The 22,742-nt window shown below is 73.4% G+C and carries 28 protein-coding genes; 13 read left to right on the top strand and 15 right to left on the bottom strand.

From position 1 onward, the window contains the following. Positions 1-193, top strand: a 193-nt coding sequence (locus tag RBH18_RS33800; protein ID WP_306214545.1) for a helix-turn-helix domain-containing protein, incomplete at its 5' end; no start/stop codon positions are given. Positions 194-205: 12 nt separating this feature from the next. Here RBH18_RS33800 and RBH18_RS33805 read toward each other — a convergent pair. Both RBH18_RS33805 and RBH18_RS33810 read right to left on the bottom strand, forming a co-directional pair. Continuing rightward, positions 206-1,012, bottom strand: coding sequence for a cupin domain-containing protein (locus tag RBH18_RS33805; protein ID WP_306214546.1), 807 nt, complete (start codon positions 1,010-1,012; stop codon positions 206-208). After that, complete coding sequence (locus RBH18_RS33810; protein ID WP_306214571.1) at positions 1,009-1,542, bottom strand: RNA polymerase sigma factor; 534 nt, start codon at positions 1,540-1,542, stop codon at positions 1,009-1,011. Before RBH18_RS33810 ends, RBH18_RS33805 begins: the two co-directional genes overlap by 4 nt. A 211-nt stretch (positions 1,543-1,753) precedes the next feature. On the opposite strand from RBH18_RS33810, the gene thrS reads away from it, so the two are divergent. Then, a complete protein-coding gene (thrS, locus tag RBH18_RS33815) occupies positions 1,754-2,965 on the top strand; it encodes a threonine--tRNA ligase (RefSeq protein WP_306214547.1) in 1,212 nt (403 codons plus the stop codon). Here thrS and RBH18_RS33820 read toward each other — a convergent pair. From RBH18_RS33820 to RBH18_RS33850, 7 genes are read right to left on the bottom strand one after another with little or no spacing between them, the layout of a single operon-like run. Continuing rightward, entirely contained in the window at positions 2,919-3,602 is a 684-nt protein-coding gene (locus tag RBH18_RS33820) for a GntR family transcriptional regulator (RefSeq protein ID WP_306214548.1), read from the bottom strand. The two genes, thrS and RBH18_RS33820, sit on opposite strands and share 47 nt — an antisense overlap. Continuing rightward, positions 3,592-5,082 carry a tannase/feruloyl esterase family alpha/beta hydrolase gene (locus RBH18_RS33825; RefSeq protein WP_306214549.1) on the bottom strand — a complete coding sequence of 497 codons (1,491 nt, stop codon included), beginning with the start codon at positions 5,080-5,082 and terminating at the stop codon, positions 3,592-3,594. Before RBH18_RS33825 ends, RBH18_RS33820 begins: the two co-directional genes overlap by 11 nt. Beyond that, positions 5,079-6,092 carry an amidohydrolase family protein gene (locus tag RBH18_RS33830; RefSeq protein ID WP_306214550.1) on the bottom strand — a complete coding sequence of 338 codons (1,014 nt, stop codon included), beginning with the start codon at positions 6,090-6,092 and terminating at the stop codon, positions 5,079-5,081. Before RBH18_RS33830 ends, RBH18_RS33825 begins: the two co-directional genes overlap by 4 nt. After that, a complete protein-coding gene (locus RBH18_RS33835) occupies positions 6,082-6,855 on the bottom strand; it encodes a DUF1932 domain-containing protein (protein ID WP_306214551.1) in 774 nt (257 codons plus the stop codon). Before RBH18_RS33835 ends, RBH18_RS33830 begins: the two co-directional genes overlap by 11 nt. Continuing rightward, positions 6,852-7,802, bottom strand: coding sequence for a VOC family protein (locus RBH18_RS33840; RefSeq protein ID WP_306214552.1), 951 nt, complete (start codon positions 7,800-7,802; stop codon positions 6,852-6,854). Before RBH18_RS33840 ends, RBH18_RS33835 begins: the two co-directional genes overlap by 4 nt. After that, positions 7,799-8,767: a PrpF domain-containing protein gene (locus RBH18_RS33845; protein WP_306214553.1), complete on the bottom strand. Its 969-nt coding sequence runs from the start codon at positions 8,765-8,767 to the stop codon at positions 7,799-7,801. The genes RBH18_RS33840 and RBH18_RS33845 overlap by 4 nt, the downstream gene beginning before the upstream one ends. 14 nt (positions 8,768-8,781) lie before the next feature. Continuing rightward, on the bottom strand, positions 8,782-9,471 hold the full coding sequence (locus RBH18_RS33850; RefSeq protein WP_306214554.1) for a 4-carboxy-4-hydroxy-2-oxoadipate aldolase/oxaloacetate decarboxylase: 690 nt from the start codon (positions 9,469-9,471) through the stop codon (positions 8,782-8,784). Positions 9,472-9,570: 99 nt separating this feature from the next. Between RBH18_RS33850 and RBH18_RS33855 the strand changes: the two genes are divergently transcribed. The 4 genes from RBH18_RS33855 to RBH18_RS33870 are packed head-to-tail and all read left to right on the top strand — an operon-like array spanning position 9,571 to position 12,848. Next, the gene (locus tag RBH18_RS33855) at positions 9,571-10,527 is read left to right on the top strand and encodes an ABC transporter substrate-binding protein (protein ID WP_306214555.1); all 957 of its coding nucleotides are present in this window, start codon (positions 9,571-9,573) and stop codon (positions 10,525-10,527) included. Next, positions 10,524-11,285, top strand: a complete 762-nt coding sequence (locus RBH18_RS33860) for an ABC transporter permease (protein WP_306214556.1) — start codon at positions 10,524-10,526, stop codon at positions 11,283-11,285. The genes RBH18_RS33855 and RBH18_RS33860 overlap by 4 nt, the downstream gene beginning before the upstream one ends. After that, complete coding sequence (locus RBH18_RS33865; protein WP_306214557.1) at positions 11,282-12,025, top strand: ABC transporter permease; 744 nt, start codon at positions 11,282-11,284, stop codon at positions 12,023-12,025. The genes RBH18_RS33860 and RBH18_RS33865 overlap by 4 nt, the downstream gene beginning before the upstream one ends. Position 12,026: 1 nt before the next feature. Then, positions 12,027-12,848, top strand: coding sequence for an ABC transporter ATP-binding protein (locus RBH18_RS33870; protein ID WP_306214558.1), 822 nt, complete (start codon positions 12,027-12,029; stop codon positions 12,846-12,848). Here RBH18_RS33870 and RBH18_RS33875 read toward each other — a convergent pair. Further along, positions 12,824-13,441, bottom strand: a complete 618-nt coding sequence (locus RBH18_RS33875) for a class I SAM-dependent methyltransferase (RefSeq protein WP_306214559.1) — start codon at positions 13,439-13,441, stop codon at positions 12,824-12,826. The genes RBH18_RS33870 and RBH18_RS33875 overlap by 25 nt on opposite strands. 12 nt (positions 13,442-13,453) lie before the next feature. Between RBH18_RS33875 and RBH18_RS33880 the strand changes: the two genes are divergently transcribed. The 4 genes from RBH18_RS33880 to RBH18_RS33895 all read left to right on the top strand — a co-directional run bounded on the left by RBH18_RS33880 (position 13,454) and on the right by RBH18_RS33895 (position 16,567). After that, complete coding sequence (locus tag RBH18_RS33880; RefSeq protein WP_306214560.1) at positions 13,454-14,461, top strand: AraC family transcriptional regulator; 1,008 nt, start codon at positions 13,454-13,456, stop codon at positions 14,459-14,461. Between the two features lie 48 nt (positions 14,462-14,509). Further along, positions 14,510-15,178 (top strand): tryptophan 2,3-dioxygenase family protein, encoded by a 669-nt coding sequence (locus RBH18_RS33885; RefSeq protein WP_306214572.1) that lies wholly within the window; start codon positions 14,510-14,512, stop codon positions 15,176-15,178. After that, positions 15,175-16,134, top strand: a complete 960-nt coding sequence (locus RBH18_RS33890) for a tryptophan 2,3-dioxygenase (protein ID WP_306214561.1) — start codon at positions 15,175-15,177, stop codon at positions 16,132-16,134. The genes RBH18_RS33885 and RBH18_RS33890 overlap by 4 nt, the downstream gene beginning before the upstream one ends. 109 nt (positions 16,135-16,243) lie before the next feature. Then, on the top strand, positions 16,244-16,567 hold the full coding sequence (locus RBH18_RS33895) for a TIR domain-containing protein (RefSeq protein ID WP_306214562.1): 324 nt from the start codon (positions 16,244-16,246) through the stop codon (positions 16,565-16,567). Between the two features lie 41 nt (positions 16,568-16,608). Here the strand turns inward: RBH18_RS33895 and RBH18_RS33900 are convergent, their stop codons facing one another. Further along, complete coding sequence (locus RBH18_RS33900; protein ID WP_306214563.1) at positions 16,609-17,982, bottom strand: hypothetical protein; 1,374 nt, start codon at positions 17,980-17,982, stop codon at positions 16,609-16,611. A 77-nt stretch (positions 17,983-18,059) separates the two neighbouring features. Between RBH18_RS33900 and RBH18_RS33905 the strand changes: the two genes are divergently transcribed. From RBH18_RS33905 to RBH18_RS33915, 3 genes are read left to right on the top strand one after another with little or no spacing between them, the layout of a single operon-like run. Next, the gene (locus tag RBH18_RS33905) at positions 18,060-18,443 is read left to right on the top strand and encodes a YunG family protein (RefSeq protein ID WP_306214564.1); all 384 of its coding nucleotides are present in this window, start codon (positions 18,060-18,062) and stop codon (positions 18,441-18,443) included. Then, on the top strand, positions 18,440-19,294 hold the full coding sequence (locus RBH18_RS33910; RefSeq protein WP_306214565.1) for a hypothetical protein: 855 nt from the start codon (positions 18,440-18,442) through the stop codon (positions 19,292-19,294). The genes RBH18_RS33905 and RBH18_RS33910 overlap by 4 nt, the downstream gene beginning before the upstream one ends. Position 19,295: 1 nt before the next feature. Continuing rightward, positions 19,296-19,676: a YccF domain-containing protein gene (locus RBH18_RS33915; protein ID WP_306214566.1), complete on the top strand. Its 381-nt coding sequence runs from the start codon at positions 19,296-19,298 to the stop codon at positions 19,674-19,676. A gap of 136 nt (positions 19,677-19,812) precedes the next feature. Here the strand turns inward: RBH18_RS33915 and RBH18_RS33920 are convergent, their stop codons facing one another. From RBH18_RS33920 to RBH18_RS33935, 4 genes are all read right to left on the bottom strand, one after another. Further along, positions 19,813-21,108, bottom strand: coding sequence for a cytochrome P450 (locus RBH18_RS33920; RefSeq protein ID WP_306214567.1), 1,296 nt, complete (start codon positions 21,106-21,108; stop codon positions 19,813-19,815). Between the two features lie 42 nt (positions 21,109-21,150). Continuing rightward, a complete protein-coding gene (locus RBH18_RS33925; protein WP_306214568.1) occupies positions 21,151-21,450 on the bottom strand; it encodes a helix-turn-helix domain-containing protein in 300 nt (99 codons plus the stop codon). Between the two features lie 87 nt (positions 21,451-21,537). Then, positions 21,538-22,122 carry a GNAT family N-acetyltransferase gene (locus tag RBH18_RS33930; protein ID WP_306214569.1) on the bottom strand — a complete coding sequence of 195 codons (585 nt, stop codon included), beginning with the start codon at positions 22,120-22,122 and terminating at the stop codon, positions 21,538-21,540. Between the two features lie 40 nt (positions 22,123-22,162). Next, positions 22,163-22,742, bottom strand: a 580-nt coding sequence (locus RBH18_RS33935) for a DUF7586 domain-containing protein (protein ID WP_306214570.1), incomplete at its 5' end; no start/stop codon positions are given.

The raw sequence follows: 22,742 nt of genomic DNA on the forward strand, positions 1-22,742 counted from the left end.
CGGCGAGCGCCACGGGCACGGTCTGGTTGTCGGCACCGCCACGCCGGAGACCCTGCGCAAGATCGAGTCCGGCCGCGTGGCCACCCCCGCCTTCCCGACCATCGCGGCGATCGCCGCCGTGCTCGGCCTCTCCCTCGACGAGATCTGGTCCGAGATCAGCACGATCCCGGAGATCAGCCGGCTCGCCTCCTAGGGACAAACACCTCTAGGCCCCGCTCTCCAGGCGCCGGTAGTCGTCGGCGCGGGAGACGGCGAAGGCCGCCAGCGCCGCCGTGGCCAGCGCCCAGGCCGGCACGGCGCCCGGGTGCAGCGCCACCGACAGGTGGTTGGTGGAGACGCTGGGCAGGACCACGGCGAGCACCCAGGCGACCCCCACGACGACCGCGGCGCGCCGGACGCCGATCCGGCCGCCCAGGGCGACGGCGGCCGCCACGCAGGCCAGGCTGGGCAGCAGCGCCAGGGCCAGGGAGGCACCCACGCCCGCGGCCAGACCGGCGACGGCAAGGGCCGGTACGACCACCGCCAGCACCACCGCGGCCCGGCGCAGCAGCATGGCGAGTCCGGCCCCGGGCGTGGCGGCGATCAGCTCCCACGCCGGGTCGGTGCGCCGGGTCCACGCCACGGCGATGCCGGGCAGCGGGGCGATCGGCGCCAGCAGCAGCACCAGCGACGGCAGCGCCGTGCTCAGCTGGTCGATGGCGGCGGCGCAGGTCAGCGCGGCGACCGTCATGATGACCCAGGGCAGCATGGCGCCGGCCAGCCAGCGGCGGCGGGCGGCGCCCCAGCGTCGGGCGGGCCGGGCCGGGGCGGGCTCGGTCTCCAGGGCGCGGTCCAGCTCGGCGCCGACGCGGTCGAGCAGGGTCAGGGTGTCGGCGGGCAGGGCGGGTACCAGGCGGGCCCGGCAGTCGGGGCAGGTCTCGAGGTGGGCCTCGATGGTCCACACGGCGGCGTCGTCGAGTCCGGGGGCGCCCTCGGCGTACCGGGTCAGGGCGGTCTGGTGGGGGTGGGTCATGACAGCGCCTCCCGCAGCGCGATCCGGGCCCGCCGCGCGCGGGTCTTCACGGTGCCTTCCGGCACGCCGAGCAGGACGGACGTCTCGCGGACGCTCAGGCCGTCGAGGACCATCGCCCGCAGCACCAGCCGCAGGTCGGCCGGCAGCCGGAGCAGGGCCTGCTCCAGGTCCTGCCCGACGCGCCCGGCGAGCGCCTCCTCCTCGGCGGCGGGGGCGGCCGGGTCGGCCAGGGCGACCGGGGGCGGCTGGTTCTGCCGGGCGCGCCGCCGGAACGCGTCGACCAGGCGGTTGGCGGCGATCGTCCAGACCCAGCCGACGGCGCTGCCCGAGGCGGCGGATCCGGCGAACCCGCCCGCCGCCCGCCACACCGCCAGATAGGTCTCCTGCAGCACGTCGGCGACCACGTCCTCGTCGGCGCAGCGGCGCCGCAGCCGCACGGTCAGCCACGGCGACGTGCGCCGGTAGAACTCGTCGAACGCCTGCCGGTCCCCGCGGGCGACCCGGCGCACGAGCTCCTCCTCGTCTCTCACATCAGGCAAGACGACGGGCACCTCCCCGGGGTTCTCGAAATTCGGTGGCGGTCCGGACGAGCGGGAAACACCATGGAGCCATGTGCAGCCACGAGATGACGACGACGCCGGACACCCCGGCGTCGCCATCGCGTTAGCAAGCGCATCGACCCCGGGCACGACGCCCGGGGCAGGACCTCCGGGTGCGTGCCCCGCAGCCCTGGAGGACATCATGATCGACCACCGCAAGCTCGGCCGTGAGCTGGACATCTTCGACTCCGACCCGCTGATCGGCGCGGGTCTGCCCTTCTGGCTCCCGGCCGGCGCCGCCGCCCGCCACGAGGTCGAGGCCTATCTGCACGAGCTGGAGCGCCGCGCCGGATATCAGCACGTCCACTCCCCCGTGCTCGGCCGGCGCCGCCTGTACGAATTGTCGGGACACTGGGCGAACTTCGCCGACGACATGTTCGCCCCGATCCCGGACGGTGACGAGGAACTGGTGCTGCGGCCCAGCCTGTGCCCGCATCACGCGCTGATGTTCCAAGCGCGCGGGCGCTCGTACCGGGAGCTGCCCCTGCGCATCGCCGAGTTCGGCGGCATGTACCGCGCCGAGCGCTCCGGCGTGCTCGGCGGCCTGACCCGGGTGCGGGCGATCCAGCTCAACGACGCGCACATCTTCTGCGCGCCGGAGCAGGTCGGCGCGGAGATCAGCGGCAGCCTGGAGCTGATGCGCCGGGCGCACGCGGCGCTCGGCCTGCCGAAGGCGCGCTTCCAGCTGTCCCTGCGCGGCGCCGGCGGAAAATATGCCGGCCAGGAGGAGGACTGGGTGCGCGCCGAGGACCTCCTGCGCGAGGCGTTGCGGGACGAGGACCACGAGGAGAAGCGCGGCGAGGCGGCGTTCTACGGGCCGAAGATCGACGCGCTGATGAGCGACGCGCAGGGACGGGAGTTCACCCTCGCCACCGTGCAGGTCGACTTCCACCAGCCGGAGCAGTTCGGGCTGAGCTACATCGGCGCCGACGGGCGCAAGCAGCGGCCGGTCATGGTGCACCGCAGCCTGGCCGGGTCGATGGAACGGCTCTTCGCCACCCTCCTGGAGGTGCATGGCGGGGCCTTCCCCCTCTGGTACGCCCCCGAGCAGCTCCGCGTCGTCCCGGTCGCCGAGGCTCAGGGCGCCGCGGCCGAGGCGGTGGTCCGGGCGGCGGTCGAGGGCGGCCTGCGGGCGGGGCTCGACCGCGACGGCTCGGTGGGCGCGCGCGTGCGGGCGGCGGTCGCGCGCCGCATCCCGTACGTGGGAATCATCGGCGAGCGTGAGGCGGCGGCCGGCCTGGTGGCGCTGCGGGACCGCGACGGACGTCAGCTCGCCCCGATGCCCGTGGGCGACGCGGTCGCGCTGCTCAGTAGGCAGGTTGCGCAGGGGAAAGCGTTCGCAGCGCCTCGATGACGCTGGCGATGTGGCCGCGCATCGCCGCCTCCGCCGCCGGGGCGTCCCGGTCGCGGATGGCGGCGATGATGCGCTCGTGCTGGGGCAGCGAGGTCTGCGGGCGCCCGGGCAGCATGGACAGCATGAACTGGTGCCGCACGAGCTGCCCGCGCAGCGTCTCGATGATGCCGTCGGCGGTGCCGTGCCCGGCGATCTGCCGGATCAGCGCGTGCAGCCGCTGGTTGAGGTCGCTGTAGCGGCGGAACTCCCCGGCGTCGACCGCGGCGCGCATCTGCCGGCCGATCTCGGCGAGGTCGGCGGCCTGGTCGTCGGTGACGCGCTCGGCGGCGCGCGCGGCGACCAGGCCCTCCAGGACCATGCGGACCTCGGTGATCTCGACGGCCTCGGCGAGCGACACCTTGCGGACCATCGCGCCGCGGTTGCGCTGCATCTCGATCAGGCCCTCGCCGGCGAGCTCCTGCAGCGCGGCCCGCACGGTGAACCGGCTGGCCCGGAACCGCTCGGTGAGCTGCAGCTCGACCAGGCGCTCGCCGGGCAGGTACTCCCCGCCGAGAATCGCGCTGCGCAGGGCGTCACGGGTGTCCGCCGCGGCTCGGCGGCCGGGCGGGGCGGTGGCTTCGTCCTGCTCAGCGGGCATGGCCGCCAGGATATCCCGGCCCGATGACAAGCCTGTTGCCCACCGCGCGCGGCCACGTCTGGTAGCCGTGCGAGTAGAGGCCCTCTCCCACCCAGTGATAGTCGCCACGGGCGGCGGCCTGGGACATCGCGTGGACACCGTTGATCGACCCGGGCGTACGGCCGGTCTCCACCCAGGCCATCACCGGCGTGAGCACGTCGAAGGGCTGCCCGCCGCCGCAGTGGGCCACGCCGGGGAACATGTAGAGCCGGGCGTAGCGGGCCGGGTCCTGCAGCTCGGAGAAGTAGGCCAGGGTCGAGCGCGGCGCGATGTGCTGGTCGTTCCAGCCGTGCCACAGCAGCAGCTTGCCGCCCGAGCGGCGGAAGGCGCTCAGATCCGGGTCCATGGCCGCCAGGTACGTGCTCGACGGCAGCACGGTCCGCCAGAACGACTCCACCGTGAGCTTCAGGTCGCTGAGCTGGTAGGCCGGCCGCGCGTGGTTCGGGTCCGCGAGGTAGCGCAGGTACGAGAGCGCGAAGTTCTCGCTGGCCACGGTCTGTGTCGGGGTGGCGGGCACGAACAGCGTCCACTCCAGTTCGGAGCCCCACTCGTGGCCGACCGGCACCTCGAGGCGGTTGCCGCGGGCGTCCACGGCGCCGTCGTGCAGCTTGCGGACCACGGTGGCCTCGGCGCCGGTGAGACAGGTGGCCGGGTCCGCGCAGACCAGGCTGAAGGGGTCGAAGTGGCATCGGCGCGGGTCGTCGAGCACGGGCCCGCAGGCGGCCAGGACGGCGTTGTGGATCAGGGGCAGCTTGTCCGCGAGCAGGATCGCCTTGCCGGACGCGTCGCGGTTGGCGAGCACGTTCCACGCGTGGTGGAAGGTGTTCTGCACGGCCATGTTGTTCGCGGGCGCGCCGGCGGCGATGCCGTCGAAGTCGTCCGGGAAGCGCTGGGCCTCCATCAGCGCCTCGCGCCCGCCGTCGGAGCAGCCGGTGAAGTACGAGTACCGCGGCGCCCGCCCGTAGAACGCCGTGATGATCTTCTTCGCCGTCACCGCGGTCTCGTGCACGCCGCGGTAGGCGAAGTCGATCTGCGCCTGCGGGTTGCCGGCCGCCCACGAGCCGTCGTTCTGCCCCTGGTGGCCCATGTCGGTGGTGGCGCCGGCCACCGAGCCGTCCTCGATCACGGGGCACCCGGCGGCCTGCCCGTAGTTGATGGTGGCGTTGCCGCAGAGCCCGCCGCAGCCGGTCTGCACGTAGCGCTGGGTCCACCCGCCGAGCGGCAGCCGGACGACGATGGTGTTGGCGGGCGCGATCGTGCCGCGCACCTCGCAGTTCGCGCCGGCGACAGTCGCCGAGGCGAGCGTGACGCCGGGCAGGGCGAGGCCGGTCACGTCGGCGCAGGCGATGACCGGGTCCAGCGGCTCGAGGTCGGCGAGCCCGGACGGCGAGGCGAAACCGCAGGTGCCGAGCAGCAGGAGGAGGGCGAGGAGACGTTTCACCGTGGGCTCCCGGGGGCGGCGGGCAGGCGGGGGTAGACGCGGCGGGCGTTGAGCTCGTAGACGCGGGCCAGGTCGGCGGCGGGCAGGCCGAGGGCGTCCACGTACCGGCGGGTGTCGTCGAAGTGGTGGCCGGTCTGCGGGTCGATGCCGCGCACCGCGCCGATGGCCTCCGAGCCGAAGAGGATGTTGCCCGCGTCGATGACGTCGAAGAGCAGGTTGATGCCCGGCTGGTGGTAGACGCACGTGTCGAAGAAGACGTTGTCCGCCAGCGAGGTCAGCGGCGGGCGCTGCAGCATGTCGGCCAGCCCCCGGAAACGTCCCCAGTGGTACGGGACCGCGCCGCCACCGTGCGGGATGACGAACCGCAGCCCCGGGAACGTCGCGAACAGATCGGACTGCAGGAACTGCATGAACGCCGTGGTGTCCGCGTTGAGGTAGTGCGAGCCGGTCGCGTGGAAGCTGGCGTTGGTCACGGCGGACACGTGGACCATGGCGGGGACGTCGAGCTCGGCCAGGACCTCGTACAGGGGGAACCAGGCCTTGTCGGTCAGCGGCGGTGCCGTCCAGTGCCCGCCGCTCGGGTCGGGGTTGAGGTTGACGCCGACGAAGCCCAGGTCGGTCACGCAGCGGCGCAGCTCGCCGATCGACCGCTCGATCGGGACGCCGACCGCCTGCGGCAGCTGCCCGACGCCGGCGAAGCGGCCCGGGAAGAGGCCCACCACCCGGGCGATGAGGTCGTTGCACGCCTCCGACCAGGCCCGGCTGACGCTCTCGTCCCCCGCGTGGTGGCCCATGGCCGACGCGCGGGGCGAGAAGATGGTGAGGTCGATGCCGCGCTCGTCCATCAGGCGCAGCTGGCCGCCCTCGATCGTCTCGCGGATCTCGTCGTCGGCGATCCGCGGGTAGGGCGGCGGCGCCTGCCCGTTCTCGTACGCCGCCAGCTGCGCCGAACGCCAGCCGGTGTGCGCCGCCGGGGCGGTCGTGTAGTGCCCGTGACAGTCAATGATCATGAGAGCCCCCGTCGCGCAGGTCGATGAGCAGGTCCCGGGCGGCCGCGGCGATCCGGGGCGGCACCCCCAGGTCGTCGAGTTGCGCCGCGGCGGCGGTCATCTCGTCGGCGCGGCGGCGGGCGTGCCGGTGGGTGCCGTCGACGAGCCGGTCGATCGTGCGCTCGTCGAAGCCGGCCAGCTCGGCGCTGATGTTCTCCCGCAGCCACGGCTCACAGCCGGCCTTCTCCGCGGCGGCGAGGGCCTCGACCACGGCGGCGGCGAGTCCCTTGTAGAAGACGCTGCGCAGCAGTTTCCGCGAGATCGCCTCCCCGGCCGGGCCGTCCTGGACCGAGACCTGCGCCCCGAGACCGGTCATCAGGTCCGAGTAAGCCCGGGCGGCCGGCCCGGAGACCAGCATCGGCGTCCGCAGCCCGCGGCCCGGCACCGGCGACATCAGCGCCACGTCGGCGACCGGGATGTCCGGGCCGGCCCGGTCGGCCAGGGTCGCCTTGACCGAGGGCGCGGCCGTGTTGAGGTCGGCCCAGATCGTCCCGGGGCGCAGGGCGGGCAGCGACATCTCCAGGGCCGGGAGCGCGTCGTGCGAGCTGTTGACGCTGAGGACCAGGTCGGCGTCGCGCACGGCGTCGGCGTCGGACCCGCGGTTGTCGATGCCGTCGAGGGAGCGGACCGGGTCGAAGCCGCTGACGGAAGCCCCGGCGGCGGCCAGATCGGCGGCGATCAGGGCGCCGGCCTCGCCCAGGCCCAGCACGGCGATCCTCGTCACGGGACCACCGGCGTCCCGTGCGTGTGGAACGTCTCGATCGTCTTGAGGCCCCACGCCTGCCCCTTGGCGCGCTCCTCGCGGGTCCAGCTGATCGTCTGCCAGTCCGGCGCGAGGATCAGGCGGGCCCCGGCGTTGCAGAGCTCGATGCGGTTGCCGCCGGGCTCCCACACGTACAGGAAGAAGGTCTGCTGGATCGCGTGCTTGTGCGGGCCGGTCTCGATGTGCACGCCGGCGTCGAGGCAGACGTCGGCGGCGCGCAGGATCTCCTCGCGGGTGTCGGTGGCGAAGGCGACGTGGTGCAGGCGGCCGCGGCTGCCGGTCCAGTCCTCGGTGTAGACGAGGTCGTAGGTCTTGTTGCCGAGGGAGTACCAGATGGCCTGCGGGCTGCCGTCGTCCTTGACGATCCGCTCGGTGCAGCGCGCCGCGAGCACGTCGGAGAGGAAGGCCGCGGTGGCCGGCACGTCCGCGGTCAGGTAGTTGACGTGGTCGAGCCGGCGCACGTTCGCCCCGCGCCCGGGATAGGCCGCCGCCTGGTTCTTGAGGGCGGGCCGGTCGGTGCCGTCGGCCCGGTACCACTCGACGTCCCAGTAGATGCCCAGCTCGTGGCCGTCGGGATCGGTGCAGAGCACGACCTCGCCGAGCGCCGGGACGTCGGTGACCACGCCGGACTTGGCGACGGCGGCGGCGAGCCGGTCGCGCGCCTGCGGACTCGCGGCCCGCAGATACGTCCGCCCGATGCCCGCCGCCTGCGACCGCACGAGCCGCACGGTCCACGCCGCGTAGTCGTCCCACGTGTGCAGGTAGACCGAGCCGGCGTCGCGGTGCACCTCGCGCAGACCGAGGATGCGGACGAAGAAGTCGGCGGACTCGTCGAGCACGGGCGTGCGCAGCTCGATCGGTCCCACGTGCGCCAGGTCGCGGCGGCGCTCGGGATCGTGGGTCATCATGTGGCGGCTCCCTTCGGGGCCGGCGCGGGCCACACGAGCCCGTCGGCCAGTTTGCGGGCGGTGCGGACGACCGAGCTGCTGACCAGCCGGCTGCCGTCGGTCTCCACGGACACGTGCGTCGTCCCGCTCGGGTGTTCGATCCCGGTCCCCGATCCGGCCGCGAAGACCGTTCCCGGGGTACGCACCCCCGCCGCGACCGACACCGCCCCGAGCACCCCGATCGCCGCGTGCACCCGGTGCGGGATGAACGTGCGGGTGCTCACCAGGCCGCCCTGCCGGGGCTCGCTCAGCAGGGAGATCTTCGGCACGGTCGACTCCCGGACGTCGCCGAGCCCCATCGCCGCGCCCGCTTCCAGGCGGATCTTCTCGACGACCGCGCGCAGCTCGTCGTTCGCTTCCAACGTCGCGGGGCTCTCGGTGCCCTTGGCGCCGACGTCCCGGGCGCGGACCAGCACCACGGGCATCCCGGCGTCCACACAGGTCACGTCCACGCCGGCGAACCGGTCGATCCGGTTGCCCGTGGGGAAGATGTCCTTGTCGCCGCCGGGGAAGGTCAGCTCGATGCCCTCCGCGTAGTCCACCGCGCCGCCGGGGGTGGGCACCTTCGCCACCGCCCACGACTCGCGCGGGTTGACGATGCGGATGCGCACCTCGGTGACGTCGCCGGCGACCGGGACCAGGCCGCGCTCGATCGCGAAGGGGCCGACCCCGGCGAGCAGGTTGCCGCAGGTCTGCGCGTCGGTGATCCGCGCTTCGCCCGGCACGACCTGCAGGAAGAGATAGTCGACGCCGTGGTCCCCCGGCGACACGACGGCCACCTTGCTGGTCAGCGGGTGGCCGCCGCCGATGCCGTCGACCTGCCGCTCGTCGGTTCCCATGATGCGCAGCAGGACGTCGTCCCGGTCCCGGGGCAGGTCGTGAGCCAGGAAGTACGCGCCCTTCGAGGTGCCGCCGCGCATCTGCATGCACCGGATCCCCGTCACGGCAGCCGGTCCACGTACTCGACGCCCAGGTCCTCGAGCAGCGGGCGCAGGCCGTACATGTCGACGCCGAGCGTGCCGGCCGCGAGCTGCTTGCGCTTGTCCTCCTCGTTGGCCAGGCGCTTCGCCGCGGTCTCGGCCACCCGCGCGGCCGCGGCGCTCGGGACGACGCAGACGCCGTCGTCGTCGGCGACCACGACGTCCCCGGGGCCGACCAGCTGTCCGGCCGCCACGACGGGCACGTTGACCGAGCCGGGGCTGGCCTTGACGGTGCCCTGGGCGTGCACGGCCCGCGACCAGACCGGGAAGCCCATCGCGCGCAGCTCGGCCAGGTCGCGTACGCCCGCATCGATCACCAGCGCGACCACCCCGTGGGCGCGCAGCGAGGTCGCCAGCAGCTCGCCGAACATGCCGTCGGTCGACGGCGAGGTCGTGGTCACCACCAGCACATCGCCGGGGCGGCACACCTCCACGGCCGCGTGGATCATCAGGTTGTCGCCGGGGTGGCACGACACGGTGATCGCCGACCCGGCGACCGCCGCCCCCTCCTGCCGGGCCCGCACGGGGGGACCGAGCAGACCGGTGCGGCCGGCGGCCTCGTGCACGGTGGCCACCCCCGCCTCGCGCAGGGCGGCGATGACCTCGGGGTCGGCCCGGTCCACGTGACGCACGACGTAATGCGATGCCATGTCGACAATGTGTACCGGGCGTGAAGATCGTAATCAAGATTGGCTTCAATATTGTTGACAATCTGTGTAACGTCCTCCGCATCGACCCCAGGAGGACCCATGTCACGTCGCCTCCCCGCCGTCCTCGCCGCCCTCACCCTCGTCATCTCCGCCGCCGCGTGCGGCTCGGGCGGCACCGAGACCACCGCTTCCGGCAACGTCAAGGTGAAGATCGGCGTCATTCCGATCGTCGACGTCGCCCCCATCTATCTCGGCGTCCAGAAGGGCTTCTTCACCGAGCAGAAGCTCGAGGTCAGCCTCGAGACCGCCCAGGGCGGCGCCGCGATCGTCCCCGGCGTGGTCGCCGGGCAGTACCAGTTCGGCTTCAGCAACACCGTCTCGCTGCTGCTCGCCGGCGCGCAGGGCCTCCCGCTCAAGGTCGTCGCGAACGGCGTGGCGTCCACCGGCGAGGAGGGCAAGGACTTCGGCGCCGTCATCGTGAAGAAGGGCAGCCCGATCACGTCCGCCAAGGACCTGGCCGGCAAGCGCGTCGCCGTCAACACGCTGCGGAACATCAACACGACCACGGTCAGCAACGTCGTGCGCAAGGCGGGCGGCGACCCGACCACGATCACGTACGTCGAGCTGCCCTTCCCCGACATCGTCAGCGCGGTCGCCAAGGGTGACGTCGACGCCGGCCAGGTCGTCGAGCCGTTCCTCACCATCGCCACCGGGCAGGGCGACACGCAGGTCGTCTCGAACTACGCGGGGACGGCGCCGGGGCTGACCGTCGGCATGTACTTCACGTCGAAGCAGTTCGCCCAGCAGAACGCCGATGCGGTCAAGGGCTTCACGGCGGCGATGACCAAGTCGCTGGAGTACGCGTCCGCGCACCCCGACGAGGCGCGGGCGGTGCTCACGTCGTACACGAAGATCGATCCGGCCGTGCAGCAGAAGATGGTCCTGCCGAAGTGGCCCGCCACGGTGGACAAGGCCTCCGTGCAGGTGCTCGCCGACCTCGCGACGCAGGACGGCGTACTGACCAAGCAGCCGGACCTGAACGCCCTGCTGCCGTGAGACGGCTGCTTCTCGGAGGCGCCGGCCTGCTGATCCTCGTGGCCGTCGTGGAGCTCGTGCCGCGCATCGGGCTGGTGGACGACCGGTTCCTGCCGCCCTTCAGCAGCATGATGTCCGCGCTCGGCGACGAGGCCGGCACGGCCGGCTTCTGGACCGCCCTCGCCCAGACCCTCCGCGGCTGGGCGATCGGGCTGGCCGTCGCCGTGCTCGCGGGCGTCGCCGCCGGCGTCGTGATCGGCGGTGTGCCGTTCCTGCGCGCGGTCACCGCCACGACGATCGAGTTCCTGCGCCCGATCCCGTCGGTCGCGCTCATCCCGCTCGTGGTCCTGCTCTACGGCAGCCGCCCGCAGTCCGCGCTGGTCCTGGTCGTCTACGCGGCCTTCTGGCAGGTGCTCGTGCAGGTGCTCTACGGCGTGGCCGACGTCGACCCCGTGGTGCGCGACACGGCCCGCTCGTTCCGCTTCTCGCGGTGGGCGGTCGTGCGCCAGGTGGTGTGGCCGACCGCGATGCCGTACGTCGTCACCGGCGTGCGCCTCGCCGCGGCGGTCGCCCTGATCCTGCAGATCACGGCCGAGCTCGTGATCGGGGTGCCCGGGCTGGGCCGATCGATCGGGGTCGCGCAGAGCTCGGGCGCGGTCGCCGACACGTACGCGCTGGTGATCGTCGTCGGCCTGATCGGCGTCGCGGTCAACGCGTCCGCGCGGGCCGTCGAGCGGCGGGCGCTGCGCTGGCACACGTCCGTACGGAGGGACCTGTGAAACGCATAGCCCTGCCCGTGATCCTCGTGGCGCTCTGGTGGATCGCCTCGGCGGGAAGCTCCAGCTTCTTCTGGCCGCCGCTGTCCACGATCGCCGGTGCCATCCCCTCCACCTGGACCGCCGACTTCTGGCTGCACGACGTGGTGCCCAGCCTTTCCCGGCTGGTGATCGGCTTCTTCCTGGCGCTTGCCGCGGGGGTGGGCCTCGGCACAGTGATCGGAACATTCCGGGCAGTCGCCGACCTGACGGAACCCGTGCTGGAGTTCTTCCGCGCGATCCCGCCGCCGGTGCTGATTCCGATCATCGCGCTCTTCGCCGGTTACACGGGCTGGACGGCCAAGATCGTCACCATCACGCTCGGCTGCCTGTGGCCGATCCTGCTGAACACGATCGAGGGCGTCCGGTCCGTGGACGAGGTCGCCCGCGAGACCGCCCGCAGCTACCACATCGCCCCGCTCAAGGTGATCCTGCCGAGCGCCGGCCCCCGCATCGCCACCGGCGCCCGGCAGGCGCTGTCCATCGGCGTCATCCTGATGGTCATCAGCGAGCTCTTCGGTGCCAACCGCGGGCTGGGCGCGGCCGTCGTGCAGTTCCAGCGCGGCTTCGCGGTCCCGCAGATGTGGACCGGCATCATCCTGCTCGGCCTGATCGGCGTCGCCCTGTCCGGGGCGTTCCAGATCGTCGAGCACCGCACCCTGGCGTGGTACCGCGGGCTGCGCCAGGCCGAACGGGAGGGCTGACATGATCACGCTGGACGTCGCCGGGCTCGCCAAGACGTACACCGGGCAGGGACGCACCGTCGAGGCCGTCCGCGACCTCACCTTCCAGGTGCGCCGCGGCGAGCTCGTCTGCATCGTCGGCCCGTCGGGCGCCGGCAAGACCACACTGCTGCGCTGCATCGCCGGCCTGCTCCCGGCCACGGCCGGCACGGTCAGCCTCGAAGGAGCCACCGTCACCGAGCCGCCGGCCGGGATGGCCGTGGTGTTCCAGGACTACGGCCGGAGCCTGTTCCCCTGGCTGACCGTACGCGGCAACATCGAGCTCCCCCTGAAGGAGAAGGGCCTGTCCAAGGCCGAGCGCCGGGCCCGGTGCGAGTCGGCCCTGGCGTCCGTGGGCCTGGCCGACTCCGCCGACGCCCACCCCTGGCAGCTCTCCGGCGGCATGCAGCAGCGCGTCGCCATCGCCCGGGCCGTGGCCTACGAGCCGTCGGTCCTGCTGATGGACGAGCCCTTCGCCGCCGTCGACGCCCAGACCCGCGCCGACCTGGAGGACCTGGTCCGCACCCTGTGGCGCGACCTCGGCGTCACCGTCCTCTTCGTCACCCACGACATCGACGAATCGGTCTACCTCGCCCAGCGCGTGCTCGTCCTGTCGCACCGCCCGACCGTGATCCTCGAGGACGTCCCGATCGACCTCCCCGACGACCGCGACCAGCTGACGACCCGCGGCTCGGCCCGCTTCACCGAGCTGCGCGCCCACGTCTACGAGCTGGTCCAGCGGGCCAAGCGCGGCCACCGCCCGGGCCGCGACGTGCCGGGTCACGCACCCGCACGGCACGCCTGATAGAAGACGTACGAGCCGAGGGGTCCGGCCCGGCGGCCGCGACCCGTCTCGGCGGGGTCGCTCAGGCCCGCGTCGCGCATCGCCGCGAGCACGCGGGCGGGGACGTTGCCGGCGAGGAGCGGGGACGTGCGGCCGGTGCCGTCGGCGTCGACGAGGTGCAGCTCGCCTCCGGGACGCAGGACACGGGCCACCTCCCGCAGGGCCGCGACCTTACCGGCGGCATCCAGGTGGTGGAACATGTAGGACGACAGGACCCGGTCGACGCTGCCGTCCGGGAGGGGCAGGCCGGCGGCGTAGGCGTGCTCGAAACGGACGGTAAGCCCGGCCCTGCCCGCCTTGCGCCGGGCCCGCCGCAGGGCCGCGGGGTCGGGGTCGATGCCCGTGGCCGGCGCGTCCGGGGTGCGCCGGGCGAGCCGCAGCAGCAGATCGCCGGGCCCGCAGCCGATCTCGAGGACCTGGTGGCCCGGCCGGACCGCGGCGCGATCGAGCAACTGGTCGTGCACCCGGGGCAGGCCCGCGAGCCGGGTGACCGGGTCGTAGAGGAACAGCATCCAGTGGCGGCCCATGGCCGGTATGTACGTGGTTTCGGTCATAGGCTCAGCGTCATGGCAGCCCGGTGCGCGGACAACGGCGGTTCTTCGGGTGGGATGCGACAGAATTCGGTCCTCCGGCCGCCGCACGCGCGCGTGACCCGGGCGACCGGCGCGCAGGTGCGGGGCGCGCCGGTGGTGGGCTTCACCCGGGCGCCCGGCGTCCCGCCCGTGGCCGTCGTGCACCTGCCCGACCGGCCGCCGGCCGGGCTCGCGCTGCCCGCCGACCAGGCGCACACCCACGACTTCCTGGTTCTGTTCTACGCCCACCGCGCGCACGGCAGCGTCGCGATCGACGGCCGGACGTGGGAGGTCCGCGACGGCGACCTGTTCGTCCTGGCGCCCGGGCAGGTCGTGTCGTTCGGCGGCCCGGGGCACGAGGTCGCCGACGACGGGTGGGCGATGTTCTTCCCGGCCGACGCGCCGGGGCCGTCGTGGCAGGGCCACCCCCTGCTGCTGCCCTTCACCCGCGGGGCCGGCCACGTGCAGCGGCTGCGGGTGCCGGCCGGGGAGCGGGCCGGCTGGGTGGCGCGCTTCCGGGACCTCGACGCCGAGCTGCGCACCCGGCGCGACGGCTACCAGGAGGCGGCGCTCGCCCTGCTGACCCTGGTGCTGGTGGCGGCCACGCGGCTGACCGGCGACGTCGCCGGTGACCTCCGCGCGGCCGGCGAGCCGGTGCTCGCCGCGGTGTTCGAGCTCATCGAGCGCCGCTTCCACGAGCCGATCTCGCTGGCGGACATCGCCGCCGAGGTGGCACTCACGCCGGGGCATCTGACCACAGTGGTACGGCGCTCGACCGGCCGTACCGTCCAGCAGTGGCTGACCGAGCGGCGCATGCAGCACGCCCGTCACCTGCTGGCCGGCACCGACCTGACCGTGGCGGCGATCAGCCGGCGCGCCGGATATCCGGACGTCAGCTACTTCATCAAGCGCTTCCGGGCCGACCACGGCCTGACGCCCGCCCGGTGGCGGGCCGCCGGAGGCCCGGGTGCCCGCCGGGTCACGCCACCCCGTCCCCGCTGAGCAACGTGCTTCACCCCGTGGAGTGACAACTTTGATCGAGGAACATCGATAACGTCAGGTTCCGTGCCCACCGATTACGCGCTCTACATGCGCACCGACGAACTCCTGGCGCTGCAACGCACCCCCGAGGAGTGGGTGCACCCCGACGAATTGCTCTTCCAGATCACCCACCAGAGCACCGAGCTGTGGCTGAAGCTGGCCACCACGCAGCTGCACCACGCGATCGAGGAGGCCGGCGCCGGCCGCACCGGACACGCCGAGCTGCTCGTGCGCCGCGCCGCGACCGTCCTGCGCCTGATCATCGGCCAGCTGGAGATCCTGCGCCACCTCACCCCGGCCGGCTTCGCCCGGCTGCGCCCCGCGCTGGGCACCGGCTCCGGCGCGGAGTCCCCGGGCTGGCAGGGGCTGCGGCAGGCCGCGCGCGCCCTGGGCCGCACCTTCGACGTACGGCTGGCTGCCGCCGGAACGGACCTCACCGAGCTCTACCGCGGCGACCCGACCACCGGGCTCTACCGCCTCGCCGAGGCCATGGTCGAGCTCGACGAGCGCATCGCCCTCTGGCGCACCGAGCACTACAAGATCGCCACCCGCATCATCGGGCACGCGGTGCTCGGCACGCAGGGCACCCCGGTCGACACGCTCGCCCGCCTGATCGCGCACAAGCTCTTCCCGCGCCTCTGGGCAGTGCGCACGCAGATCACCGAGTCCGGCCGATGACCGCGGCCGCGGCGGTCCGGGCCTTCACCGCCTCCGGCGGCCCCTTCCCGTACGCACCGGTGCTCGACGAATATCTCCGGCACGGCAAGCACCGCGTGTCCCCGGACCTCCTCGCCGCCCTGGCCGGCTGCTCCTACGACCCCGTGCTCGTCGGCGTCCTGCTGGACAAGTTCGATCAGCGGTACGACTACCGCAGCTACCTGGCCCTGCCCCTGCTCGACCGCGCCCCCGGCGACCGCGAACGGCTGGTGGCCCTGCTCCTCGACGACGCGATCGCCTTCGAGGAGGCGTCCGGACTCGACGTGCACAAACGCGTCCGTCATCTCCGGCGCGCCCGGCCCCCGCTGGCCGTCACACCGACCGCCGCCGAGCGCCTGCTGCTGCGGTGCACGATGCTGCCGGTCGACACCGAGCACGACGAGCGCATGTTCATCCGGGTGCTGCAGGCCTTCGAGCTCACCTTCGCCCAGATCGTCACCGACCTCTCCGCCATGACCCCGGCCGCCCTGCACCTCGCCGCCGCCCGGCTGCGGTCCCGCACCCCCCTGTGGTCGGCGCTCGCCACGATGAGCGTCGAGGCGTTCCAGCGCTTCCGCCGCCACACCGAGGGGGCGAGCGCCATCCAGTCCCGCCACTACAAGCTGATGGAAAGCCTGGCCCGCCGGCCCGCCCCGGCCCGCCTGGCCTCCGCCGCGTACCTGTCCGTCCCGGAGGTCCGGGCCCGCGTCCAGGCCGGCGGCCCGACGATCGACACCGCCCTCCCGCACGCCCACGCCGCCAAGGCCGACTTCGCCGAGGCCCTGACCCAGTGGCGCCGCACCCACTACCGCGTCGCCGTCCGCATGCTGGGCCCCGACCGCGCCGGCACGGGCGACACCGCCGGCACGCCCTACCTGGCCGAGGCGCGCTCGATCCCCGTCTTCACCGACCGGGCCCGCTGCCCGCTGCGCGAATGAGCGGGTCACTCAGCCGACCGCACCCCGGCGGCGCCTTCCGGCACGCTCTCGGTACGTCGGGACCTGAAGGCGGTGGACTTGTCCGGCGCGGGCGCCGATCATCGAGCCCATGGAGGATCAGCAGGTGCCGCATGCGGCCGAGGGGAAGGTCGTCACGCTCTGCGGCTCGGTCCGGTTCCAGGACGAGTTCATGGCGGTCAATGAGCGGCTCACGCTCCAAGGGTGCGTCGTGCTCAGCCTCGGGCTGTTCGGGCTTCCCGAGCCGAGCTCGGAGCTGAGGGAGCTGCTCGCCCGCGTGCACTTCCAGAAGATCCGCATGGCCGACGAGGTGTACGTCGTGGATCCCGGCGGCTACGTGGGCGAGTCGACCCGGCGGGAGATCGCCTACGCGGAGTCGCTCGGCAAGCCGGTGCGGTATCTGAGCCGTTCGTAGGCCACCGCCCGTCTCCGGGCAGTGGCCCACGGCCCGGGTCGTCAGGCGGCGGTGACAGTCGCCACGATGGGGGCGGTGTTGTTGGTGCGGTCCTGGTCCGGGGAGGGCGATCCGTCCGCGAAGCTCGTCACGACGGTCACCGAGCCGGTGGTGGTGCCCGGGGTCGTCAGGCGGACCGTGAAGGGGAAGGTCACCGTCCGGCCGACCTCGACGTCGTCGGCCTGGTAGCAGAGGAACGTGGTGAACAGCTGGGTGGGCCAGCAGCTCTGGCTGTCGTACGAGACGACGGTGACGCCGGACGGGAGGCGAACCTCGATGGTCGACGGGAAGTCGCGCGCGTAGTCGAGGCGGGCCGGGCCGTGGTTCGTGAAGCCGACCGGCAGGTCCACGGTCTCGCCGGCCCTGCCCGTGACCGTGACGCCGGTTGCCGCCTCGTCGGGGTTGTTCTCGCCGGTGATGTCGACGTAGACGCTCGTGTAGTTGTCGAGCTCCTCGGGGTCGGTCTGCGCCCGGGCGGCGGGCTTCTCGACCAGGTGCAGCGGGGCGCCCGTACCGGTGCTGGTCTCGGGGTTACGCTGCAGGAACTCCTCGCGCAGCCGGACCGCGTCGGTCGTGGTCAGCCACTGGGTGACGCTGCGATACCGGGTCGGCGCCGGGGCGTCGGGGCGGATCTCGAGCGGGATGCCCTCGGCGGGGACGTACTGCTTGCCGGGCTCCAGCACCTCGGTGAAGTCGCAGAAGAACTCGTGGTCCGCGTACAGGCAGTTGCTGAACTTGCGCTCGTAGGTGAGGCTCACCGAGCCGCTGCCGGCAGCGAGCACCACGCCGCGGGCGGGGTTCGGGCCGTTGTTCGTCACACCGGGCGCGAACGTGGCGGTCCCGCCGGGCGCCCCGGAGGTGGTCAGCTCGGGCTCGGCGGCCAGGCCCACCTCCTCCGCGAGCAGCACCCGCGCGGTGGCCGTGGCGTCGCCGACGGTGTAGCGGATCGTGCCGCTGTCGCCCGGCTGCGCGGCGGCGGTGGAGCGTACGGTCAGGAGGGCCAGCGGCGTGTAGGAGTGCGCGTCCACCGTGGTGCCGGGGTAGGTGCATTCGAGCGTCGAGCCGTCCCCGGTGCAGTCGTCGGACCCGCCGTCCAGGACCGCCTTGCCACGCAGGTCGCCGGCGTCGGCGGTCAGCTGCACCGACGGCAGCGTGATCGGCTCGTCGCCGGTGTTGACCAGGGTGACGAAGCTGCGCGCCCCGGCGGGGCCGATGGCGGCGGTGACGTCGTTGACGTCGAGCGACAGGCCCTCGGCCGGAGCCGCCTGCGCCGCGGCGGCGGACGCGCCTTTCGCCGGGGCCGCCTGGGCCGCGGTGGCGGGCGTCAGCAGCAGGGATGTGGTCAGCAGAGCGGTGAAACCAAGGCGTGACGGCACGCGGATCCTCCCCGTATCAGATCGATCGACATCATCTTGGTTGACTCTCGATCAGGTCGAGGCAGCAGGCTCGGGGCATGACAACAGCCGAGGAGTTGCGCCCGGTCCTGCGGGCGGCGTGGGGACGGGACACCTGTGATCCGCATGACCTTGACGACTGGACGCCCGCGAACCCGGCCCGGGGGCAGTGCGGGGTGACCGCCCTGGTCGTCCAGGAGCTGCTGGGGGGCGAACTGGTCCTGGCCGAGGTGCATGTGGAGGGTGCCAAGGTCGGCCATCACTATTGGAACAGGTTGCCCGGCGGCGAAGAGGTCGACTTCACCGCTGATCAGTTCCGGGCGGAGGAGCGCGTGGTCGGCGGAACGGTGCAGCCCCGCCCGGCCGGGCCGCCGCGCCGCTGCCGGGAGCAGTACGAGATCCTCCGCGGCCGCTTGATCGAGCGGGGCATCATGTCGCCATGACTCTGCTGCGCGCGCTGCCTCCGCCGACGGCATGGGCCGTGTGGTTCGTGGCGGCCGTGCCGATGCCGCTGCTGGTCAACGAGGCCACGCATCCGATCGAGACGTTCCCGCACAGCCCCGAGCTGTTCCTCTGGGCGGCCGTGACGCTGCCCGTGCTCGCGGCCCTGGTGCGCGCCCCCTCCTTCGTGGGGGCGCTCGCCGCGGGCACGGTGACCGGGGCGCTGGCCCTGCTGATCATCGTCGCGCTGTCGCGGTGGGTCGCGCCCCTCGACCAACAGGCCGACTTCCGGGTGTACGCCACCCTGCCGTCAGCCGTCCTGGGCGCCGCCGCCGGTTTCGGGCTCCGCCGGCTGTGGCGGCGCCCGGCGCGGCCGCCGCGGCGGTGGCGTTACGCCGCGGGTGGCGTACTGGCGTTGCTGGGCATGATTCTCGTCACCGGCGTGATCGAGACCGCCGCACTGCACAGCACCGACGCGCCGACGTCCGTCCCCGCCCCGCCGTCCGGTCCGCCGGCCGCGGGGCGCTGGGCGGTGCACCGCCACGACGCGGAGCCGGGCGGCGCGGCGGGCTGCACCATCGGCGGCCGGCCGGTCGACACGCTCACCGTGCCGGTCGACTACAGCAACGACGGCACCGCGGACGTGTGGGTGGCCACAGTCACCCCCTCGGGCACGGACGACCTGCGCTGCCCCTTCGACTGGAGTGCCCGTCCCGTGGACACGCGCGGTGCCGTGTCGTACCTGGTCAGCTGGCCCTTTCCGGCGCTCTGGCTGATCGGCGCCGCGCCGGGCCTGATCGTGCTCGCGGAGACGTTCGCCCGCCGCCGCGCTGGACAGCCGCCTGCACAATGAGGTGGTGCGACTGATCTTGAACGTCCTGTGGTTCGTCTTCGGCAGCGGCTTCCTGCTCGCCATCGGCTACGGCATCGCCGCCCTGATCTGCTTCGCCCTCATCGTCACCATCCCCTTCGGCGTCGCGGCGATGCGGCTGGCCGTCTACTCGCTGTGGCCCTTCGGGCGCACGGTCGTGGCCCGGCCGGGCGCCGGGGTCGCCTCCGGCCTCGCCAACATCATCTGGGTCGTCGTCGCCGGCTGGTGGCTGGCCCTGACCCACATCGCGGCGGGCATCGCCCAGTGCGTCACCATCATCGGCATCCCCTTCGGCATCGCCAACTTCAAGCTGGTCCCGGTCGCCTTCTGGCCCCTCGGCCGCGAGGTCGTCGACCTCCCGTAGTCCCGCCGGTCCTACCGCTCACCGCCGCGCGCGGCCACCCACCTCCAGCCACCGCCGCGAGGTCGCCGACCTCCGCTCCCCGCCGCGCGAGGTCGCCGGCCTCCAATCCCCGCCGCGCGAGGTCGCCGGGCTCCGGTCACCGGCGCCGGACGACGGCGATCCCGCCCTTCGCCGGCGCGTAGGCGACGCCGCGGTTGAACGCCCGCTCCCCCGGCGCCGTCGTCGGCACCAGCGTGAAGTCCCGCAGGACCGTGCGCAGGACGACATCCATCTCCATCGTGGCGAAGGCCGCGCCGAGGCAGCGCCGGGTGCCGCCACCGAAGGGGATCCACGAGTACGTGTCCGGGGCCGCGCCGAGGAAGCGGTCCGGGTCGAACCGGGCGGCGCCGGGGAAGACCCGGTCGTCGCTGTGCACGAGGCTGATCGCGGCGACGACCGTCCAGCCGCGCGGAATCGTCCAGTCGCCGATCGTCAGGGTCTCGGCCTTGACGCGGCGGCTGGTCAGGTCGATGACCGGGCGGGTGCGCTGCACCTCGATCAGGGTGGCCGCGCGGAAGGCGGGGTCGGACAGCCGGTCGAGCACCGCCGGATGCCGGCGCACCCGCTCGAAGGCCCACGCCAGCTGGGTCGCCGTCGTCTCGTGCCCGGCGGCGAGCAGGGTCAGCAGCTGGTCGGCGATGTCCCCGTCGGACATGGCGCTGCCGTCGTCATAGCGGGCGAGCAGCATCAGCGACAGCACGTCGCGCCGGTCGGCGAGGTCCGGATCGGCGCGCCCCCGCGCGATCAGGGCGGCGACGATCGAGTCGAATTCTTCCCGGTACGCCCGGAAGCGCCGCCACGGATCCCACCGCCCCAGCCGACGGCCGTCGCAGGGCAGCAGCATGAGCCGGGAACCGTACGTGACCATGGGCGGCAGCAGGCGGCGCAGCCTCTCGAACTCCGCCCCGCCCGCGCCGAAGACCGCGCGCAGAATCGCATTGAGCGTGATGCGCATCATGGACGGCAGCGTCGGGAACGGCTCGTCCACGGGCCAGCCCGCCACCTCCCGCCGCGTCTCCTCCGCGATGATCCCCTCGTAGTCCCGCATCCGGCGCCCGTGGAACGGCGGCACGAGCAGCTTGCGCTGGCGCTTGTGCTCGTCACCGTCGAGCTCGAAGAAGGACCCGCGGCCCAGCACCCGGCTCAGGTTCGGCTCGACGGTGGTGAGTAGCTCGGGCCTCGTGGTGAACAGCTGCCGGATCAGCGCCGGGTCGCCGAGATGCACACACGGCCCGGTCAGCGGCATGTCGAGCCGGAACACCGGCCCGTACCGCCGGCGCAGCCGAGCCAGCACCTGCGGCCGCATCGTCAGCAACGGCAAGGCCAGCACCACCCGCGGCACCCGCGGCCCCGGCGGCAGCCGCACACCCGTGGACCCGGCATCGGCAGTCATACCGATGATTATCGATCCCGAGCGACGTTCGGGGAACGCTCTTCAGGCTGCCGTGCCGCGCGGGGTGAAACTGACATGGAGATCGACCTCGAGCGCCGCGGCCAGGCGCTCCAGCACCGGAAGCGTGGGCACGGTGCCGCCGGCCTCGAAGCGGGCAACCGCGGACTGCGTCATTCGTGCCGCCTTCGCCAGCTGGGTCTGACTCCAGCCCTTGCTCTCGCGGAGCTCCCGGACCGCGGCGCCGAGCTCGAACGCCAGCCGAGCCGCCTCGTACGCCTCCGCAGCCCCCGGCTCCGCCATCCGCCGCTCTCGCATCGCGGCCCAGTCACCACGCTCGCTCATGGCCCTCCCCCATCTCCGGCTCGAGGTCGACCTCGCCCAGGCCATAGCATCGATGCTATAGACGGACCGGGGAGTGAGGCCAGTTGATCAAGCGGGGTCGGTGCGGAGGCGGGCGTGGAGGTGCATGTCGTGGCGGCCGTCGGCGTGGACGGCGGCGCTGCGCTGGGTGCCTTCGAGGGCGAAGCCGGCCTTGGTGGCGACGCGGCAGGAGGCGTCGTTGCGGGTCGAGTGGTCCAGATGGAGGCGGTGGAAGCCGGCTGCGAAGGCCCAGGCGGCGAGCCCGGCCAGGGCGCGCGGCGCCACTCCCGCGCCCCGGGCGGCCGGCAGCACCCAGTACGCGATCCCGCCCACCCCGTCGTCCAGGTCGACGCTGTTGAGGGCCATCCGGCCGAGTACCTCGCCGCCGCGGGTGACCGCCCAGCTCACGCCCGTCTCCTCGCGCCAGCTGCGGCGGTAGCCGGCGAACCACTCGCGGACCTCGTCCTCGGTCGCCGGCTGGCGGGTGTGCCACCGCTGGATCGCGGGGTCCCGGTACGCCGCCAGGAACACCCCGGCGTCGGTGTCCTGCCACGGGCGCAGCAGCAGGCCGCCGGGCGCCGGGAGCTCAGGCTGCGGTCCCGTCGCCAGCGAGCCGGCAGCGATGGTGGCCGGCGTGACAAAGGCGCGCCTCACGGCTGCCCTCGCCAACTGGCCAGGGGGAGGATCGCGCGCCTCACGGATGGCCTCGCCAGCCGGCCGGGTCGACGTGGCCGGGGATGACGGCCGCCGGCTCGTACGGTTGCCGGGTCAGGACGAAGCTGCCCAGGTCGAGGTGCGTCACCTGGCCGGCGTCGTCGCGCACGACCCGCAGCGTCTCGCCGTGGTAGTAGCCGCTGAGCCCGAGCCACGTGTCCGGCCCGGTCGGGCGCAGCCGGGCGCCGCGGCCGCCGCCGCCCCGGAGCGCCCCGATCTCCAGGTGGCCGCCGGGGAGGATGCGCAGCAGGACCGGGGCGGGACCCCAGTACCAGGGGCCGGCCAGGGCGAGCACGGCCGGGTCGAGGTCCGGCAGCGGCTGCCACGGATCCGGGATGCGCGGCTCGCGGTCGGCGACGATGGTGAGCAGGTCCGCCGCGAGGCCGCCGACGGGCAGGCCGGCGGTGGTGTTGGCGAGCACGACGACGGCCAGGTCCTCCTCCGGGCTGGTCCAGACCGTGGCCACGAAGCCGGGCATCGAGCCGGTGTGCCCCGACAGCAGCCGGTCCTGGTGCCGCAGGAGCTGGGTGCCGTAGCCGTAGCCGGCGTTCCAGCTGATC

Source organism: Actinoplanes oryzae, assembly GCF_030757795.1.
Lineage (GTDB): Bacteria > Actinomycetota > Actinomycetes > Mycobacteriales > Micromonosporaceae > Actinoplanes.